The organism is Flavobacterium circumlabens, from assembly GCF_004345565.1.
GTDB lineage: Bacteria > Bacteroidota > Bacteroidia > Flavobacteriales > Flavobacteriaceae > Flavobacterium > Flavobacterium circumlabens.
The window spans coordinates 169,174-187,773 of sequence record NZ_SLWA01000001.1 but is presented as its reverse complement, the minus strand read 5'-3'; the positions used below and the strand labels follow the sequence as shown (position 1 = coordinate 187,773).

Annotated in this window: 20 protein-coding genes and 3 pseudogenes; 5 read left to right on the top strand and 18 right to left on the bottom strand. The window is 35.2% G+C overall.

The window, feature by feature from the left end; genetic code table 11:
* Positions 1–52 precede the first annotated feature (52 nt).
* Positions 53–808, top strand: a pseudogene (locus tag EV142_RS00850) (DUF4099 domain-containing protein); the annotation flags it as partial.
* Here the strand turns inward: EV142_RS00850 and EV142_RS24290 are convergent.
* The 5 genes and pseudogenes from EV142_RS24290 to EV142_RS00825 all read right to left on the bottom strand — a co-directional run.
* Positions 803–946: pseudogene (locus tag EV142_RS24290) on the bottom strand (DUF932 domain-containing protein); the annotation flags it as partial. The pseudogenes EV142_RS00850 and EV142_RS24290 sit on opposite strands and share 6 nt — an antisense overlap.
* Before the next feature lie 43 nt (positions 947–989).
* Entirely contained in the window at positions 990–1,382 is a 393-nt protein-coding gene (locus EV142_RS00840; RefSeq protein ID WP_132031796.1) for a single-stranded DNA-binding protein, read from the bottom strand.
* A gap of 662 nt (positions 1,383–2,044) precedes the next feature.
* Positions 2,045–3,313 (bottom strand): site-specific integrase, encoded by a 1,269-nt coding sequence (locus tag EV142_RS00835; protein ID WP_132031794.1) that lies wholly within the window; start codon positions 3,311–3,313, stop codon positions 2,045–2,047.
* A gap of 278 nt (positions 3,314–3,591) precedes the next feature.
* A complete protein-coding gene (locus EV142_RS00830; protein ID WP_132031792.1) occupies positions 3,592–5,613 on the bottom strand; it encodes a DUF3857 domain-containing protein in 2,022 nt (673 codons plus the stop codon).
* Between the two features lie 310 nt (positions 5,614–5,923).
* Positions 5,924–6,181: a hypothetical protein gene (locus EV142_RS00825; protein ID WP_132031790.1), complete on the bottom strand. Its 258-nt coding sequence runs from the start codon at positions 6,179–6,181 to the stop codon at positions 5,924–5,926.
* A 315-nt stretch (positions 6,182–6,496) separates the two neighbouring features.
* On the opposite strand from EV142_RS00825, the gene EV142_RS00820 reads away from it, so the two are divergent.
* Complete coding sequence (locus EV142_RS00820) at positions 6,497–7,252, top strand: NUDIX hydrolase (protein ID WP_132031788.1); 756 nt, start codon at positions 6,497–6,499, stop codon at positions 7,250–7,252.
* Between the two features lie 30 nt (positions 7,253–7,282).
* Complete coding sequence (locus EV142_RS00815) at positions 7,283–7,603, top strand: MmcQ/YjbR family DNA-binding protein (RefSeq protein WP_132031786.1); 321 nt, start codon at positions 7,283–7,285, stop codon at positions 7,601–7,603.
* A 38-nt stretch (positions 7,604–7,641) separates the two neighbouring features.
* Here the strand turns inward: EV142_RS00815 and EV142_RS00810 are convergent, their stop codons facing one another.
* The 10 genes and pseudogenes from EV142_RS00810 to ahcY all read right to left on the bottom strand — a co-directional run bounded on the left by EV142_RS00810 (position 7,642) and on the right by ahcY (position 15,286).
* A complete protein-coding gene (locus tag EV142_RS00810; RefSeq protein ID WP_132031784.1) occupies positions 7,642–8,250 on the bottom strand; it encodes an alpha-ketoglutarate-dependent dioxygenase AlkB family protein in 609 nt (202 codons plus the stop codon).
* Positions 8,237–8,481: pseudogene (locus EV142_RS00805) on the bottom strand (Ada metal-binding domain-containing protein). The gene EV142_RS00810 and the pseudogene EV142_RS00805 overlap by 14 nt, the downstream one beginning before the upstream one ends.
* Positions 8,482–8,584: 103 nt before the next feature.
* Positions 8,585–9,298: a 2OG-Fe(II) oxygenase gene (locus EV142_RS00800; RefSeq protein ID WP_132031782.1), complete on the bottom strand. Its 714-nt coding sequence runs from the start codon at positions 9,296–9,298 to the stop codon at positions 8,585–8,587.
* A 2-nt stretch (positions 9,299–9,300) separates the two neighbouring features.
* A complete protein-coding gene (locus tag EV142_RS00795) occupies positions 9,301–10,023 on the bottom strand; it encodes an alpha/beta fold hydrolase (RefSeq protein ID WP_132031780.1) in 723 nt (240 codons plus the stop codon).
* A gap of 73 nt (positions 10,024–10,096) precedes the next feature.
* Positions 10,097–10,942, bottom strand: coding sequence for a methylated-DNA--[protein]-cysteine S-methyltransferase (locus EV142_RS00790; protein WP_132031778.1), 846 nt, complete (start codon positions 10,940–10,942; stop codon positions 10,097–10,099).
* Positions 10,943–11,039: 97 nt separating this feature from the next.
* Positions 11,040–12,128 (bottom strand): WG repeat-containing protein, encoded by a 1,089-nt coding sequence (locus EV142_RS00785; protein ID WP_132031776.1) that lies wholly within the window; start codon positions 12,126–12,128, stop codon positions 11,040–11,042.
* A gap of 10 nt (positions 12,129–12,138) precedes the next feature.
* A complete protein-coding gene (locus EV142_RS00780) occupies positions 12,139–12,423 on the bottom strand; it encodes a hypothetical protein (protein ID WP_132031774.1) in 285 nt (94 codons plus the stop codon).
* Between the two features lie 39 nt (positions 12,424–12,462).
* The gene (locus EV142_RS00775; RefSeq protein ID WP_134092211.1) at positions 12,463–12,924 is read right to left on the bottom strand and encodes a ValS family protein; all 462 of its coding nucleotides are present in this window, start codon (positions 12,922–12,924) and stop codon (positions 12,463–12,465) included.
* Between the two features lie 230 nt (positions 12,925–13,154).
* Entirely contained in the window at positions 13,155–13,634 is a 480-nt protein-coding gene (locus tag EV142_RS00770; RefSeq protein WP_132031770.1) for a hypothetical protein, read from the bottom strand.
* Between the two features lie 335 nt (positions 13,635–13,969).
* The gene (gene ahcY / locus EV142_RS00765; protein WP_132031768.1) at positions 13,970–15,286 is read right to left on the bottom strand and encodes an adenosylhomocysteinase; all 1,317 of its coding nucleotides are present in this window, start codon (positions 15,284–15,286) and stop codon (positions 13,970–13,972) included.
* A 293-nt stretch (positions 15,287–15,579) separates the two neighbouring features.
* On the opposite strand from ahcY, the gene EV142_RS00760 reads away from it, so the two are divergent.
* Positions 15,580–16,230, top strand: a complete 651-nt coding sequence (locus EV142_RS00760) for a 4'-phosphopantetheinyl transferase family protein (RefSeq protein WP_132031766.1) — start codon at positions 15,580–15,582, stop codon at positions 16,228–16,230.
* Positions 16,231–16,384: 154 nt separating this feature from the next.
* On the opposite strand, the gene EV142_RS00755 is transcribed toward EV142_RS00760, so the two are convergent.
* From EV142_RS00755 to EV142_RS00745, 3 genes are all read right to left on the bottom strand, one after another.
* Entirely contained in the window at positions 16,385–16,795 is a 411-nt protein-coding gene (locus tag EV142_RS00755) for a group III truncated hemoglobin (RefSeq protein WP_132031764.1), read from the bottom strand.
* On the bottom strand, positions 16,792–17,079 hold the full coding sequence (locus EV142_RS00750; RefSeq protein WP_132031762.1) for a hypothetical protein: 288 nt from the start codon (positions 17,077–17,079) through the stop codon (positions 16,792–16,794). The genes EV142_RS00755 and EV142_RS00750 overlap by 4 nt, the downstream gene beginning before the upstream one ends.
* An 81-nt stretch (positions 17,080–17,160) precedes the next feature.
* Entirely contained in the window at positions 17,161–17,757 is a 597-nt protein-coding gene (locus EV142_RS00745; protein WP_132031760.1) for a Crp/Fnr family transcriptional regulator, read from the bottom strand.
* A 94-nt stretch (positions 17,758–17,851) separates the two neighbouring features.
* Between EV142_RS00745 and EV142_RS00740 the strand changes: the two genes are divergently transcribed.
* The gene (locus tag EV142_RS00740) at positions 17,852–18,580 is read left to right on the top strand and encodes a geranylgeranylglyceryl/heptaprenylglyceryl phosphate synthase (RefSeq protein WP_132031758.1); all 729 of its coding nucleotides are present in this window, start codon (positions 17,852–17,854) and stop codon (positions 18,578–18,580) included.
* Positions 18,581–18,600: the final 20 nt, after the last annotated feature.

The window sequence follows — 18,600 nt, the reverse complement described above, 5'->3', positions numbered from 1 at the left end:
TGTAGTAAGTACTTCATTTACTTTCGGCATCGAACCCTAAAAATATGAAATTATGAGCGATGACACTACAAATAAACAGGTAAAGCTAGAACAATTATCGGACATATTGTTGGTGCTGGATAAAGAAAAAATGAAAATCCAAGCCGTAAAAAGTATCGACAAAAACGGAAAAATGGAAACCGTTGAGCCCACAAAAAAGAACCAAAGCGAATTTATGCGGGTGGACAAACAAGGCGATTTCATTTCTAATTTCTTCTCTAATTTTTACAGTCAGTTGAAAGACCCTACCAAATTTACATTCTTCAAAGTACCAGCCGATAAAGCCTTAGAAAAAGCAAAAGAATTCCAGAAGCAGGTAGATAATCCCACACCAGAGGGCGAAAAACAAATGAAAAAAGACGAAGTGAAAGTTGAGCCTGAACATAAACAAGAAAATCAAAAAAATATGGAAACAACACAAAAAGCACCGGAAAATAACGAGTACCGCTACAAACCGGAACAGATAGATTGGGAAACAATGAACAATCTGGGATTAGGCAAAGAACGCCTTGAAAAAATGAACATACTTGAACCATTATTGAAAGGTTTTAAAACCAATGAACTTGTACCTGTAAGTCTCAATCTCGGCACCGCCGTTACCCGAATGGATGCCCGTCTTTCTTTGCAACATAATGATGAAGGTCAGGTAGTGGTCGCCATTCACGGTATCCGTAAAGAACCAAACTTAAATTTTGAATTTTTTGGACACAAGTTTACTGATGAAGACAAAAAGAATTTGCTTGAAAGCGGAAATATGGGGCGTGTGGTCTAACCCTGCGTGTTGGATTGCTTCCTCGCTTGTCGGGTATTGCTCCACGATTTGCCCCAAACCGTGCCACGCTTTTTGTTGTACGCTAAAGAATGAATAACGTCCTGTTCTCTCGTTGAAATTAATGTTGTGTGCCATAATGCTAAAATTTTGCTATTAAAAAATGATTGAATACTCGTTATTAAAATGGTAGGTCATCCTCTGTTCCCTGTGCTGTAGCCGTGTTGTTTTCGGCTTGTGCAGTAGCCTGTACGGTTTCTGCTCTTTTGCCACCTCCGTGCAGTTTGATTTGTGAGGTATGGAAATTCAGCCCTGCGTGTGCTTCTCCGTCACTGCCTGTCCACGCTCGTGCGGTTACCCTTCCCGATAATTCTACCAGTGTGCCTTTGGTCAAGATTTTGGCAACATTGGGCGTTATCCAGTAGGAGCAATCAAAATAGGTTGTCTGCTCTATGCGTTCGCCCTGTTTATTGCGGTAGGTGTCGTTGGTGGCTACTGAAAAGTTTACTACCTGTTTTTGCTGTGACGTTGTGCGTACTTCCGCATCCCTTGTCAATCTTCCTGTGATGTTCATAATTTTCGATTTTTAGTTATTGAATTTTTGCTTTATTTTTTTGATTTGATTTATTCGGTAATGAGAGGAGGTGCTGAAGTTTCGTTTCTCTTTTACCATTTCCAATGCTGTATTTTTCCATTCCTGACATTTTTTTTATTCGTTTAAAGAGCCGGAGTATGCTTTGTTTCGTTTCACGAGCATAAAAAGGTAGTGTTTAGCAGCAGCAAGGTTTTGCCAAAAAATACGACCCGAATGGGTGGAGATTTTTTGGCGAACCCGCAGGGCCTGACCTTGCTGCTGTGTTAAGAACACGGAAATACCTTTGCTCTTGAAATGGGACAAAACAGCATACTGGCTCTTGGATAAAAACCTATGTGGAAGCCAATGGAAAAAGCATTGGGAAATGGTCTGTGTGAGTACAAAACCAGCATTTACCTGGCAGAATTTTTAAACATTTTTAAGTGTAAGTGGTTATAAAAGCCACCAAAACGATATCGAAAAATAGTGCTTGGGGTTTGCGCTGGATTTTTCGATATTGGTTTTTGGGTATTTCCATCCAAAGCTCTTTTATGCGGAGGTTGAGGAAAGGGGATAAAAGTGCTTTGGGGATTAATTATGGGTATAAAAAAAGCAGGACGGTTAAATCCTGCTTACTAAATCTTCCCTAAAAACAATAAAATCTATCCAACCACCAGTTCTTCTTTGGTAGCCAAAAAAGCACGTTCCATAGATTGGAATTTATGCGATACCAAATCCATATCCTTGCTGATTTTCTGGCTGGTAATTTTAGCATAAATCTGTGTGGTAGAAATATTTTTATGCCCCATCATTTTGCTGAGGCTTTCAAGGGGCACACCTTCCGTAAGGAACATCGTTCCAAATGTATGCCTTGCAGTATGAAATGTCACTTTTTGCTCTGTTGTAATTTCAACTTCCTGGATTAGCTTATCAATATAGCTATTGCAGATTTTATTGGTTGGTACAGGGAAAATAAAATCATTTCGGGTAATCCCTGCATATTTTTCGATCAGTTTCTTTGGTATCTCCATTAATCTCACATTTGAAGCAACATCAGATTTTTGCCTACGGCTTATGATCCACTGATGGCCATCAAAGAAAGATTGGATATTGCTCTTCTTTAGTTTTTTGATATCAATATATGATAATCCGGTGAAGCAACTAAAAATGAAAAGGTCTTTTACAAGCTCGTACTTAACATTTGTAGGGGTATGAAAAAGAAGGGCTTCCACGTGTTCTTTCAATAAATAGCTTCTATCATTTTCCTTCATAGAGATCTCGTAGTCTTCAAATGGATTTTTTCTTATGAGCCCATTCTTGATTGCAATTTCTGCCACACGGTACAAAGGCATCGTATACACCCAAACGGTATTATGCGCACAGCCTTTATCCACCCGCAAAAACAAATCAAATTCCCGGATAAAGTCGCAGGTCAATTCCCTGAATGCCATATCATCCCTGTAATATCGACAGGTAATAAACTCTTTGAGGTGGTTATAGACAATTTTATATTTGTAATACGTGCTTTGAGATCGTTCTCCTTGGGAAACCATCTTCTCGAAGTCTTCGTTGTTTTTCTTAAAGACATTTAGCAGAGAGTCTTCCATAACACCAACGCCTAAAAACGAAAGTTTTACTTTTTGTGCAGTTGCGAAGCCTTCATCTTTGAGCATATCTTCATAAATCTTATTGATACGCACACGTAATCTATCCAATTTCTGGTTGGTGCTTAATGCCAGGCTACTTTTGCCTAAAACACGGCCGTGTTTTAAATCCCAACTATCGGGATCAATTTCAAGTTTAGTTGCAAATGTTTTAGGAACTCCGTCGATGGTAATTCGCCCCATAACCGGTACGTTACCGTTCTTTTTCGGTTCATTTTTCTTCAAGTAAAGCAATAACTTGAAGGTGGATCTTTTTACTGTCTCCATAACTCAATTGTTTAATGTTTAAAATTAACTATCAATGAGTTACAAGGAACCATGAAAATAAATGCAAAAGACTGAATTATAGTTATTTATCCTATTCATCACCAAGCTAAATTGGTAATGATTTAGTAACCTAACCTTGTCTTTTTTAGCCCAAAACCTATCGTACACCGACCTCCAACCTTGGACTACAATTATATAAACTACTGTGTTGCAACGGTTTTATCCGTTTTGCTTATTTTTGCTTTTTACTAATCTTTTTTATTAAAAAGAATTGATTCTTAGTTAAAATGTTTTTTGAAATTGAATTTCAATTTATTCATAAAACCATCTTCTATAATATCAACGCCGATTCCAAAATTACTGTCCGCAACTTCGTGATGTGCACTTCTGAAATCTTCAAAGTCTTTTTCCGGAATTTCTAAATTAACTAAAGGTTTATAGTCAATAAAGATGGTTCCTCCGTTTTTATTGATTTTTTTTCGGCTTACAAAATCAAAATACGGATTATTGATTGTGCTTTCCTGTATCGTAAATTTTTCTGTTACATCTATTTTCTGATCCGTGAAAAGAGAAATTTCATATCTTTCATTGTCGAAATTGTGCCAGAAAGTAATGTCTTTGTGTATAAAATCCCTGGCGCTGTTCTTCACGATATTACGATCGAAATACATTAAAAAACGGTTGTTTTTAGCATCTGTAAAATACGGATTTTCGATAGTTGTTTTGTATTCAATCTTAAATTCATTGCTTTTTTTGTCATCACTGACAATTTCAATTACAGCGTCTTTAAATATATTTCTAAGATCAGTTCCGTTTCGGTCATTATTGTAGTTCAGCGTATAAAAGAAAAAATTATTCCAGCTGTCTATAATTTCTCTTTTGTTTGTGTTTTTAAAGTATTTACGCATATTATTGGCGCGGTTTCCTTTGTAGATGGTCGTTAATTTGAGTTTGCCAATAGTATTTTCAACAGAGAGTTCTGATTTTTCATCAACGGCATAATACGAAAAACGATGAGGTGGTTTAATCTGTAATTCCAGATTTGGTTTAACCTCCAGATAATGCATGAAATAGATAAAGCCACGGTTCTCGATCAATCCAAATTCATCGCGGGTCGTTGCATCAACAAAATAACTTTCGCCTTTATAACTGATTTTTACAATTACATGGTTAAAAGTCAGTAAAGACGGCAAATAATACTTCATATAGAAGTCGGTACTAAAATTGACCAAAATAATGGAGGAATCAATCCCAATGTAATCTAAAATAACTTTCAGTAAAACCGATTTTGCTTTGCAATCTCCCTGCTTATTCTCATAAGTAACAGCGGGTTCCTGCGGTTTGTGACCGTTCATTTCATCGGCATTGTAGATATAATTAATGTGGTTTTGCACATATTCGATCGCATATTGAAGCTGTTCGTCTTTATCAGTAATTGCATCAAGCTTTTCAACCAGGTTGGGAGCAAATTCAGTTACTGAAGATTTGGCAAAAATAGCCTCATAAATAGGAGAAATATAATTCGAAAATTCTTTCCAGCTGCCTTCTGTCGCAAAATCTATAAATGGTGAAACTTCCCTGTTGGTATCAACAAAATTGATGTAATTATCTTCTTCAATTACAAATTGATCACCTTTTTTTAAATAGTTAATTTCCGGTTCCAGCACATTTCCGTCCTCATCTCTGAAAAAGGTTTTTTTGTACGCAATTGTTTTTTCACGATCGTTTTTAAAAGTGAATTTATACTTTCCGTAAGCCCAATAACTATCCGGACCTACCCAAACATATTTAGAGAATTCTTTGCGTAAAAAATCTCGCTCCGTAAAAATTTTAATCCTTGAATCTTCCATAATTAAAATGTCATAAAGACGAAGATCTTTTATGGTAAGATTGATTTTTTTGTTGCTGCTCAAAACACCTCCGCCACTTAGGTTTTCACTGTCCAGTATTTTAATTTTAGTATCCGGAATTTTATCTACTAAAACACCATCTCTCAAAACGCTGATTCTGTGTATCACATAAGTTTCGTTTTCCTCCAGCACGACATCCACTACAGAAGCTCTTTCTAAATTGGAAGGTTCGTTTAAGGTATAGGCTAAACAAGCATATTCGCTGTTTTCGTTGTCAGCGGTATAATAAATTTTATCTAAAAAATAGCAGTAATCACGTCCTTCATCTGCTTGTTTCTGAGAAAATTCAGATTCCTTGATAAAGTCAACAAGCTGAGCATCATTAATATTGCTTGCCCATTGTTCCGGTTTTTGAATTTTGTAATTTTCTGATTGAATGGCTTGTTCCATAGTAAGGCTTTTATTTGAGTACGTAAAATCTTTCGTCTCTAACAAAAATATAGAATTTTACTAATATGTAACAGAGCCAGATTGATTATTGAGGTAAGTTTTATTTTCTTACAATAAATAAGCTGTAATTTGAATTTAAAGAAAATTTATCTTCAATAATTTAAAGAAATTTGCAAAGGATTGAGAAAATTGCAAAGCGCATTTCGACTAAAAACAGAAATAGCCTTAATCCTGAAAAGTGTAATCGCCAAACAGTTGTTTTGAAGTAAAAGCAAGGATTGCCAGATGGAAAACAAATTGAAACTGAAAATTATTTCAGGACAATATTTATAAAATCCATCGCTCCGATTCCTTTGTACGAGGCGTACAGTGCTTTGTCAAAAGCTTCACGTTTTGCTTTTTTATCTTTGGCTTCAGTTTCAATAATCATTTCATTGAAAATTCTTTCCTGCTCTTCACTATACTTTAAAGAAGCCTCTAAAAGATACGTTTTTGACACAAATCCGAATGACGTCCAGATTTTAGTTGTAATTTTTTTATTTATATTTTTTAGCGCATTGGTAATCATATCTCCTGCATTAACTTTTTATAGTTTTCAATTTTGTGTAAGAAAATACAAATATAGTATTATTTGTAATATTATTCTTTCTTTTAAATAAAAATAATAACATTTTTTATCATGTGTGTTATTTTGACGCAATGTACTTATTTTTTCAATTCAATTGTAATTTTAAGTCAAAATTGTGATTCACACACTTTTCTGTTTTTTTTAAGAAAATGGGTACTCATAAACAGTGATTTGTAAAAAAATATTTTCTTTTATAAAAATGGCTTAAATTGCAGGTTTGTTTGAAGGAACGAATAGTGAATTAATAAAATATAAATGTTGAAAGGAATACTATTGAACAGCGAAAATTACCAGCCGGGCCTTTCTATTGACTGTGTTATTTTTGGGTTTCATGACAATCAGCTTAAAGTGCTGCTGATTAAAACCCCGTATGAAAATAAATGGTCTTTACCCGGTGGATTTGTTCCCCTTAATCAGGATATTGACACTGCTGCCGTTACTGTTTTAAATGAACGAACGGGAATGCAGGGAATTTTTTTAAGGCAATTTGCCACTTTTGGAAGGGTAAAACGGAACGATCAACATTTTGGAAATGCAGTATTAGATTATTTTAAAATCCCCGAGGAAGCAGGAAAATGGTTCACCCAGCGATTCGTAACCATTGGCTATTACGCCTTAGTAGATTTTCTAAAAGCAGTACCACAAAAAGGAAATAATCAGGAAATCATAGAATGGATTGATCATAAAGAGGTTCCCGAACTTATCTTAGACCACAAAGAGATTCTCGATAAGGCTTTAGACACTCTTCGGACTGAGCTCAATTTAATGCCGGTTGGATATAATTTATTGCCCGAAAAATTTACGATTCCGGAACTGCAGAAATTGTATGAAACCATTTTAGATAAAAAACTCGACAGAAGAAATTTTCTCCGAAAAATAACCAACATCGGAATTCTCAATAAGCTGGACGAAAAGAAAAGCAACGTAGCACACAAAGCACCGAATCTGTACACTTTTGATAAAGAAAAATACGAAGAAGTCCTTAAAAACGGTTTGAATCAGGGTTGGTGAGGATAAAAGTTTAATTTAAACGAAACGATTATGGTAACTATTGAAACATTCAGAACGTTAGCGTTAGCTTTTTCGGAAGTAACTGAAGAACCCCATTTTGAGAAGACTTCCTTCCGGATAAAGAAAAAAATATTTGCCACAATTGACGAGAAAAATAACAGAGGCATTTTTAAATTGAACGAAATTGATCAATCTGTATTTTGCGCGTCAAGCGAAATGATTTTTTACCCAATTCCAAACAAATGGGGAAAACAAGGCTGGACTTTTGTAGATTTAGCCAAAGTTCCCGTTGAAATGTTTCAGGATGCTCTGTTGCTTTCCTACAATACAGTAGCATTCGGTAAAAAATAGATTCCTTATTATTTACGAATTAAGATTTACTGACTTTTTTATACAATAATAGTCCTGAAAGTAAGATTAATTCTGGGTTTTACAGTTGTTTTTGTTGGAGGTAAACGATGCAGCCAATGTGTTTGAGTGGTGTCTTTCATAACCAGTAAACTGCCGTGTTCGAGAATTAAAGAAACGACTTCCTTGGTTTCTTTATGTTTGAACGCAAATTTGCGCTCAGCACCAAAACTTACGGAAGCGATGGCTCCGTTTTTCTTTAAATCCTTTTCGGCGTCGCTGTGCCATGCCATTCCCTCATCACCGCTATGATACAAATTGAGCAAACACGAATTGAATGTTTCGCCTGTTTTTTCTTCAATTACGGCTTTAAGCTCCAATAACTCATTTGTCCACGGAATGGCTTTTTTTGTGGTTTTAGAATAAGTATATTCAAATTCCTGATCTCCGTACCAGGCAACTTTTCTTTTGGTTAAAATTAATTTTCCAAAGATAATCGCTTCGTCATTTTTCCATTCGATTGTATTTAACAAGATATCACGATAGAAATTAGCTTTTTCTTTCTCAAAAAGTTTTCCGTAATAATTTACGGTTCCGTCTTGGGGTAATAAATTGGTGTTTTCGTTTATTTCAGGATTAAATAAGTCCATTTTTCCATTTTTGATATTCGGTTTTCATGCAATGCCCGCAAGGTCTGAAACCGTTTTTTTTAGCTTCTTCTTCGGAACAAAAGAAAACCCGGTTTCGCGTTTCATTCTTTTGCCGGAAGAACATTTCAGTGTTCCGTAAATTTTTAGCTTTTGGTTTCCACCAAAGCAAATCTCGGCATTTTTAATTTTATGGTGTAATTCGGAGTCTAAAATTTTAGAATGTTGAATCATTTTTTTTAAGGTGCAAAGGCCCAAAGTAACAAAGGTTCAGAGGTTTTGGGATATGTTCAAAAAACTTTGTACCTCAGAACCTCTGTGCCTTTGTACCTCTCAATTAAGATAACGCATCATGAAAAATAATACCAAGTGTATGTCGTTCACCACTATGGATCTCGCTGACACCGTGCTTCATATTTACACGATAATAACCTTTTGTTCCTTTTACGGGGCGGAAATTTGTTGTAAAAATCAGCATATCCCCTTTTTTAGGTTTCAGAACAATCGCTTTAGACTGTGCTCGCGGCGTTTGTTGCGTCAGAACAAATTCACCACCTGTAAAATCTTTGTCAGGTTCGTTCAGGAAAAGCACCGTTTGAATCGGAAAATAAACATCACCGTATAAATCCTGATGCAAAGTATTAAAGCCACCCCGGCCATACTTTAAAATTAAAACAGTCGCTTTTAGCTGTTCGTTTTTATGGCATTGTTCCAGGAGTTCTTCATGGGTTTTAGGGAAAATAGTGTTTATATTTAACGCTTTCATCCAAGCATTTCCAATCGGAGCCAATTTAGGATAAACCGATGATCGGATATCCTGAATCAAATCGGGCAATGGATAATTGAAGTATTTATATTCGCCTAAACCAAATCGATAGCGTTCCATAACAACCGTTTTTCGATATAAATGGGGATGAGAATAAGCTTCTTTCAAAGTTTCACATTGTTCGTCATCAAGAAGATTGGAAACAATTGAAAACCCATTTTCATGCATAGATTCAGTGATGCTTTCCCAATTGAGAGAAGCAATTTTTGATGGTATATTTTGCATTTTTAAAATGTTGCTATTTCACAAAAGAGAGCAGACAGTTCTTCCGGCTGGCTAAAAAAAGGAGAATGGCTGGTTGGCATACTGTACACTTTTTCGCAAATAGTTTCGGTGTACATTTTTCTTTGAATAAAAGGTGTTACAGCTTTATCTTCCGTACATTCTATATAAAATCGCGGAACACTGCCGTATTTTTCTTCCGATAATGCTAAAGGCGTAATTCCTGAAGCTACAGGTTCATGGCTTAATAATAATTTTGCCAGCTGCGTTATAGAATCATCACAATCATGATAAAGACCCTCTTTGTATATTTCCGCTTGTAAAGTATGCGCATTTAACTCCGGGTATCGCGTTACATAAGGTTTTAATACACCATTTGTATCCTGAGCGGAATATTCGCTTTGCGTTTTGCCGTCCGGAATTAAATAAGCAGCCAGGTAAATCAATTTTTCTATTTTTTCAGATCGATATTCTGCAGCTTGCGAAATCATAATTCCGTTTTTGCTGTGGCCAACAAGAATTACTTTTTCATCTAAAGTATCAATTAAATTGCAAATTTTATCTACTGAAGTTTTTAATGTAACCTCTTGAACAGGTGTTTTGTCTCTTCCCATTCCCGGCAAATCTATGGCGATTGCTTTATGTTCTCTGCTTTCTAAAACCGGAATTACTTTGTGCCAATTCCAGGCGCTATGCCACGAGCCATGAATTAAAATAAATGTTTTCATTTCTGTACTTTTTGTTATTGATGAGACAAAAGTAGCGTTGAAACCAAGAAGATAAAATCTGTTTCTTGCTCTGTTATAAACCAATTTGAGCGCCTTCCCAACCAATAATAGCCGTTTTTCGGGTATTACCCCACATATAACCGCCAAAGGTTCCTGAAGACTGAATAACGCGATGACAGGGAATTAAAAAGGCTACCGGATTGCTGCCAATGGCAGTTCCTACGGCTCTTGAGGCATTTGGTTTTTCGATTTGTTGTGCAATCGAACCATAAGTAGAAAGCTGTCCCATTGGAATTTTAAGCAGGGTTTCCCAAACTTTCAACTGAAAATCGGTTCCTTTTAAATGCAGTTTTATTTCAGACAATTTACTCCAGTCGTTTTGGAAAATAAATAAGGCATTTTGCTGTACTAAATCTAGTTTTCGGACAAATGTCGCGTTCGGAAATTTGTGTTTTAAATCTTCCAATCCGATGGTTTCATTTTCTGCGAAAGCCATAAAACAAACTCCCTTTTCAGTTGAAGCCACGATGATATTCCCAAACGGACTTTCGGCAAAACTATAATTAATGAAAAGGTTTTTACCGCCGTTTTTATATTCTGCCGGTGTCATTCCTTCGATGTTTACAAATAAATCATGTAAGCGACTGGTGCCCGACAGACCTGTTTCGTAGGCTGTATCAAATAAAGTCGCCTGCTGGTTTTCTTTCAGGATTTTCTTGGCATGTTCGACACTGATATACTGCAAAAATTTCTTCGGACTTGTTCCTGCCCATTCCGTAAACAAACGCTGAAAGTGAAAAGGGCTTAGATGTACTTTTTCGGCAACGGCATCAAGATTCGGCTGTTCGCGAAAATTGGCTTTGATATAATCGATCGCATCTGCAATCCGGTTATAATTGATATTTTTCTGTGTATCCATTTTAGTTCCATTTTATAATACAAATATCAATAGGTTTTTGCAGTAATAAAATCCGAAACTTGCGGTGTTCTGTTTTTGAGTTTTAATATACTAAAAATTACTTCAGGTTGTTTTTTGCAGCTGAAATACTGATCAGTTTATATCCCTTATCAGTTCTTAAAAACTCAAAATGATCTTGTCCTGAATCTAATTTATTCTTTGGCGAGATCACGATATTTTTCACCGGATATATCCATTCTTTAGGTTCATTGCAATTGTTGAAATAAGTTTCGAATTCGCTTGTGTCGAAAATAAACCTGTTTAAGCCATCAGTTGAAATAAAATACTCGCAATTTTTTGAGGTAAGTTCCTGAAGTTTAGTTTTTATAAATTTATAATTTTGATTGATAAATTTAGTTTTCGATTCCTTAGTCCAGCCATTCGGCTCTTTCCAGTAGGTTATGGTATCAAAAAAATGCTGTAGTAAATTGTCTTTGGATAAATCAGAAAGCAAATTCGCTTTCAGCCACAATTTGAATTCCTTGTCAAAATTGACAAACGAATAGTATTCGCCATCAATGCCACGAAAATATTCCCTGACTTCCTCTTTACCCGGTTCTTTTGATTTTTGTAAAGAATAAAAATTCAGCTCGTCATTATATCCGAAATTTTCAATTAGGATTTTATTATTCGTATTGATGAGATATTCTTTTCCGCCAGCCCAGCTAAAATGGCCATCTCCGCCGGGATCTTTTATCTTTTCAGCGCCTTTAAGCGCGATAATCATTCCGTTTCGAACTTTTGTTAAAGCACTGTATTCTGCCGGAATTATGATTTTCCCTTCACCATTAAACAAACCCATTTGGTCTGTCCTTGGATCTTTAAAGCGTATAAAACCTTCGTTTTCGCAATCAAAACCATTGTCGTAAACATACATACTGTCACGTCCGACTATTTTTCCGTTTTTGGTAATATAATAACTTTTCCACGTATCTTTTACATCTTCAGCTACCGCAATAATAGCATCAAATTTATGGGCTATAGTTAAACTCATAAATTTAGGTTCTATTTTGATATTGCCTTTTTGATCTTTAAAACCTATATGGGTGGTGTCTTTATCCCAAAATGAAATCCAGCTGTCTTTATTTTGTGCAAACAGACCGCAGTTTAAAGAAAGAAATATATAAACCAAAATAGTTTGTTTCATGAAGGATTATTTAAGTTTTATCAGTTCCAAGCTGATTTTCTTTTGCTTCTTCGAAGCAATCAGAACATAATATTTTAAAATCGGCTAAGGTTTCAAAAGCATCATTCCATTCTTCACCATTCTCTAATAACCATTTTTCACAATCTCCGCACCATGCAATTTGCGGGAGATCATCTTCTGCCTCTGAAAAGAAAAAGCCAACCTTTTCTTTTTGGTCTAAAGCAATTGCAATATGAATACAAGAGAAAGACATTTCTTTTGTTCCATGTTGCTCACATATAACTTTTTCGATCATGTTATTGATATTCAATTATCAAAAAGACAATTTAAGAATTTAGTTTTTCTCTTTCTCTTTTCTTTCTTTTTCTTCTCTTTTAAGTCTTTTCTCCTCTTCGTGTTTTTGGGCTAGTTCTTCTTTTTCTGCTTTAGAAGTTTCGATTTTCTTTTGAAAATCCTGAATTTTTTTTGAACTCAACTCTATTTTGCCATTTGTTTTGCTTAATTTTTCTTCAGACTTTGCAATTTGCTTTTTAGACTTTTCGATGTCTTTTTGAAGATCACTATTGTTATCTTTTGAATTGTTTTCAAGATTGGCTAATTCTCCTTTTTTCGATTTTAAATCGGTTTCTATTTCTAGTAACTTGGTTTGTGATTTTTTTAGTTTTCTTTCTTCATTTGCCAGTTTATCTTCAGTAGTTTGAATGTTAGTAAGCATGCGGGACATATCGCGCTGTTGTTGTTGCTGTTGCAGAAACATTTGGTTTTGCTGTCTAAACATTGCGTTATTAACCTGCATCTGTCTTTGCATATTAGATTGAGCATTAGTAAAAAATGGCAAGAGCATTAGTAATATTAAAATCAGGCGTGTTCTCATAACTTGGTTTTATAACTTGGATTTGAGTTTCAAATGTAAAACTTAAATTCTAACAACTGTATAGAATATCTGGTTAAATGCGCTGTTTTTACAATGGGAGTACTTAAAAAAACAAAACCCGACAGGTTTTTAAATCTGTCGGGTTTGAAAGACTAATAATCGTCGGACCTTCTTAATTTAGCTTCTTCTATTGATTTTTCAAAAGCTTCTACTTTTTTTGTTTCTACTTCTAGTTCAATTTTTGCTTTATTTAGTTCATCCTGAGATTTAGCGATTTGCTTTTTATATTTTTCAATGCTTTTTTGATGATTGGGATTGTCGCTGTTTTCTGTTGCATTTTCAAGATTCCGTAATTCTTCCTGTTTCGCTTTTATATCTAATTCTTTTTCCCATGTTTTTCGTGCCAATTTGATTAGTTTTTGCTCTTTTAAAACTAGTTTTGATTGTGCATTCTGTATTCGGTTTTGAGAAATTGGTTTCATGGTGGGCAGTTGTACTAACTGTGGCGGCTTTTCGTTTGTTGATGAAAAAGGAGAGCCCTGTCTAAATTGCCCTGCGGACGGATTAAAGTTTTGTGCATTTGTAAAAAGCGGTAATGTTATGATTATCATTGTAATGAGGAATGTTCTCATGTTTTGGTTTTAGATTTGGTTTTGTTGGTCAAAAATATGTTTATATTTTAAAAAGACGTAAAATATCTATTTAATTTTAAGGTTCTGATGACCGTTTGCGTGAGGGATAGAAGTAGGCTGCCGAAGCAGCACGGATAGCCCGACAGCATTTAAGAAAAGGCCTTATAAGCGCAAAGAGAATTTGGCCTTTTTTGAAATGGTGGCACGCCCCAACATACTTTTAGATCTAAGATTTTAAAAACAAAACCCGACAGGTTTTAAAACCTGTCGGGTTTGAATATGAATTAAAAATCTAATCCCGAAGTTTCGGGACTTCAATCTTAAATCTAATTGATTTAGTATCTGTAGTACTCTGGTTTGAATGGACCTTCAACCGGAACACCAATATAAGCAGCCTGATCGTCACGTAAAGTTTCCAATTCAACGCCTAATTTAGCTAAGTGTAAAGCAGCCACTTTTTCATCTAAATGTTTTGGTAACATATAAACGTCATTGTTATAAGCAGCGCTGTTTTTCCATAATTCGATTTGAGCCAGAGTCTGGTTAGTAAATGAATTACTCATTACAAAACTTGGGTGACCTGTAGCACAACCAAGGTTTACCAAACGGCCTTCAGCCAAAATGATGATATCTTTTCCGGCGATAGTATATTTGTCAACCTGAGGTTTGATTTCGATTTTAGATGCACCGTGGTTTTTGTTTAACCAGGCCATATCGATTTCGTTATCAAAGTGTCCGATGTTACAAACAACAGTTTTGTCTTTCATTTGCTCGAAATGACTTCCAAGAACGATATCTTTATTTCCTGTAGTTGTAATGATGATATCAGCATTAGCAATTACAGTATTTAATTTTTTAACTTCATAACCGTCCATTGCAGCCTGTAAAGCACAAATTGGATCGATTTCAGTAACCGTTACAATAGATCCCGCACCTCTGAAAGAAGCAGCAGTTCCTTTTCCAACATCACCGTATCCGCAAACGATCACTCTTTTTCCGGCTAACATTAAGTCAGTTGCGCGACGTACAGCATCTACAGCAGATTCTTTACAACCGTATTTGTTATCAAATTTAGATTTAGTAACAGAATCGTTAATGTTGATTGCAGGCATTGGTAAAGTTCCGGCTTTAACTCTTTCGTAAAGTCTGTGAACACCAGTTGTAGTTTCTTCAGACAATCCTTTGATTCCAGGAACCAATTCCGGGAAACGGTCAATAACCATGTTAGTTAAATCTCCACCGTCATCCAAAATCATGTTCAATGGTTTTCTGTCTTCACCAAAGAATAATGTTTGCTCAATACACCAGTCAAATGACTCTTCGTCAAGACCTTTCCAGGCATACACCTGAATTCCGGCAGCAGCAATAGCAGCAGCAGCCTGATCCTGAGTAGAGAAAATGTTACAAGAAGACCAGGTAACTTCAGCACCAAGAGCAATTAAAGTTTCGATCAAAACTGCAGTCTGAATCGTCATGTGTAAACATCCGGCGATACGAGCACCTGCAAGAGGTTGTTCGTCTTTATATTCAGCACGAAGCGCCATTAAACCTGGCATTTCAGCTTCAGCCAGTTCAATTTCTTTTCTTCCCCAAGCCGCTAGAGAAATGTCTTTTACTTTGAAAGCCACAAAAGGCGTAGTTGTAGTACTCATTTATAGTATATTTGTATTGTAAAATTTTTGCAAATTTACGTAATAACTTTAGAATTTTTACTATTTTATGTAAGAATTGTGAAATGTTTAATTTCTTAATCTTTAGAACATTAGTTTGTAAAATGTTTTTAACCGTATAAGTGATCTAAGTTCATTTAAAAAAGGCTCTCTATAACAAACTTAATTGCTAATTGCTTAAATTTACTAATACATTTTTTCAGACAACAAATTATATTTACTAACATCACTTATATGGTTTAAACCACGAAGCCATAATTCATAATTACAAAAGCATGCCTTTATTTCAGACCATACAGTTTAACGAAACCACTAAAATTTTAATTTGGGAAACAACGGAATCTTTTGAGGAGTTAACAAATAAAGTTGTTTTAAAAGAAAAAACGCAGCAAAGGCTGAACGGAATGAAATCCCAAATGCATCAGCGTGCTTTTCTGAGCGTTCGGATGCTGATTCAGGAAATGGGTTTTACGGATCATGATTTGCATTATGACGAGTTTGGAAAACCCTATTTCGATTGCCATAATTATATTTCTATTACACATTCGTATCATTTTGCAGCGATCATCATCAGTCATGAAACGGTTGGAATCGATATGGAATTACAACGGGAAAAAATTATTCGCATCGCCGATAAATTTACTGATTTCGAATGCGATTACTTAAAACCGGATCCAATTGAAGAATATGTAAAAAAACTCACTGTAATATGGGGAGCTAAAGAAGCCATTTTTAAAATCAGAAACGAAAAAGGCATTAGCTTTAAACATCATATTAAGGTTGAAGATTTCTCTTTAAACAAAAACCAGACAGAAGCGAGCCTTCATTTTGATGATCTCATTAAAGATTTTGATGTGCATTATAAAGAAATCAAATCGGATAATTTTGAAGGAAAGTTTACTTTGGTGTATGCTTTTGAGAAGTGATTTTTGAGTCAAAGTTTTCAGTAAAAAAACGCCAAAGTGAGTCTTTGCGAGGAACGAAGCAATCTCAACAGAAATTCCAAAAAGAATTGTCAATGCTTTTCAATTGATGAGTTTGAATTCCCATTCCTCAGAATGACAAAAAAACCAATAAATTTTATTGTTTGGAGAAATTCTCCACCATTTTTTTACGATGCTCAAACATACTTACAAACAGAAAAGTTCCCATTTTTCTGGCGCGTCTTTTTAGTGTTTCGACATTTTCGCCTTCAAAGTGTTCTTCTAAAGTCTGAAACCAATAGTTAAGCCAGATTCCAAATTCATTTGAGGTGATTTTTCCATCAAAACGTGCATCAACTTCATTGTGTACTTCATGTGGATTGCCTTTGTATTTTTTTACGGAAAATAAATTCGTTTCCCAAAAATCGGTTAGCTTTTCCAGATGTGCATCCCAATCCTGGATTATTGTATTAAAATAAGAGCCGATTTCTTCATCGGCTCTTATCTTAGCATAAAACTGATGTACTAAAAAAGAAACATCAGCTCTGTTTTCTATTTGTTTTTTCACAGAATAAAATTATTTAAAACAATTAATGATACACTTAAAAATGCACTTAGAATTAAAAGATTAAAAACGATTTTGTGTTTCATTTGTGCCAATATTGAAGTATTTACAAAAATACAGGCTAAGACAACAATTGCCAGTTGCGTCATTTGAAGAATAGAAGTTCCATTTGCCAGAACGTACATTGCGGCAGCGCCTCCTAAACAGCTCTGTCCAATTACAGCCATTGCAGCAGAACCCATATAACTTTTATTGAAATTTTCGAATGTTGTTTGATATAGTGTCATGATATTGAGATTTTTATACCACAAAGATACGCTCGCAATACCGCTGCGTTTTATGACTTAAATCATAAAACAAGAACTTTTTTATCGGTATACTTTTCTGTTAATAATCTTCAATTCGCCTTTTTTTTCTAAAGCTTTTATAGCTCTAATCACAGTTTCCACGCGTAAACCGGTTAAATCTCCAATTTGCTGTCTGGTAAAATTGATCAGAAATCCGTTGGCATCCTTCTTAAAATTAAAATAGGAAATTCCGTGATCAATTAATTTTAAAACGCGATGTTCGGGTTCATGCGTAGAAATTTCGGCAGCCATAACCGATTTGTAATACAATCGCTGGGCTAAATTTTCGATTATTTTAATGCTTATTGCCGGGTTCTCCTCCAGTAATTTCATGAAGTTTGACCTGAGAAGGCAAAGAATCTGGGATTCTTCAACAGCCACAGCACTTGCAGGATATTTTTGATTTAAGAATAATGGGGGTTCTCCAAAAGATTGCTCTTTGTAGAAAATTCCCTGAATAAATTCGCGTCCGTCATCATTGTAATTGTTCATTTTGATTTCACCTGACACAATCTGATAATAATGGGTTGGTAGTTTTCCTTCTTCAAAAACAGTTGCTGTTTTTTCGTAAAATTTCTTTGAGGCACCATATTTTTCTAAAAGATCGGCAGTAATCATAATTTGTTTCTTAGGTTGTCAAAAGCGTTACGCAAATATAATTCATTCAAAATAGTTCTTGTGCATTAAAAAACTTTTACTTTTACGCCCGATTATGAGACAAAAAATACCGAATATTTACCAGCAAATTATCCAGGCCAAGATTGATGGGCGAAAACTGCTTGCTATTCTTTTGGATCCGGATAAAATTGTTTGGGAAAATTTAGAGGCCCTTTTGTTTAAAATAAACCAATCACCTGCATCTCACATTTTTGTTGGTGGAAGTATTGTCCAGACTACCATTTTAGAAGAATTAATGACGGAATTAAGAAAAAAAACAAAGTTGCCCATTGTTATATTCCCTGGTGATCCGTCACAAATTTCAGCTCAGGCTGATGCTATTTTGTTCTTATCTTTATTGTCTGGCCGAAACGCTGATTACCTGATAGAATATCAGGTTCAGGCAGCACCAATTTTGAAGAAAACAAACCTCGAAGTCCTGTCAACAGGATATATTTTAATAGAAAGCGGCAATGAAACAGCTGTAGCCAGAGTGAGCAAAACACAACCTCTGGACCGTAAGGATCTTGATCTGGTTTTGGCAACGGCACAGGCTGGCGAAATGCTAGGAAATAAATTACTATATCTGGAAGCCGGAAGTGGAGCAAAACAAGCTGTTCCCTTGGAAATGATTGCGTTAATTGCGCAAAATATTGAAATTCCGATAATTGTTGGCGGAGGAATTGTAGATTTGCAGGGAATTCAAAAAGCATATAATGCAGGTGCAGATTTAGTAGTCATCGGAACTGCTTTTGAGAATAACAGCCGCTTTTTTGAAGCATAAAGAGTACACAACAATCCAAA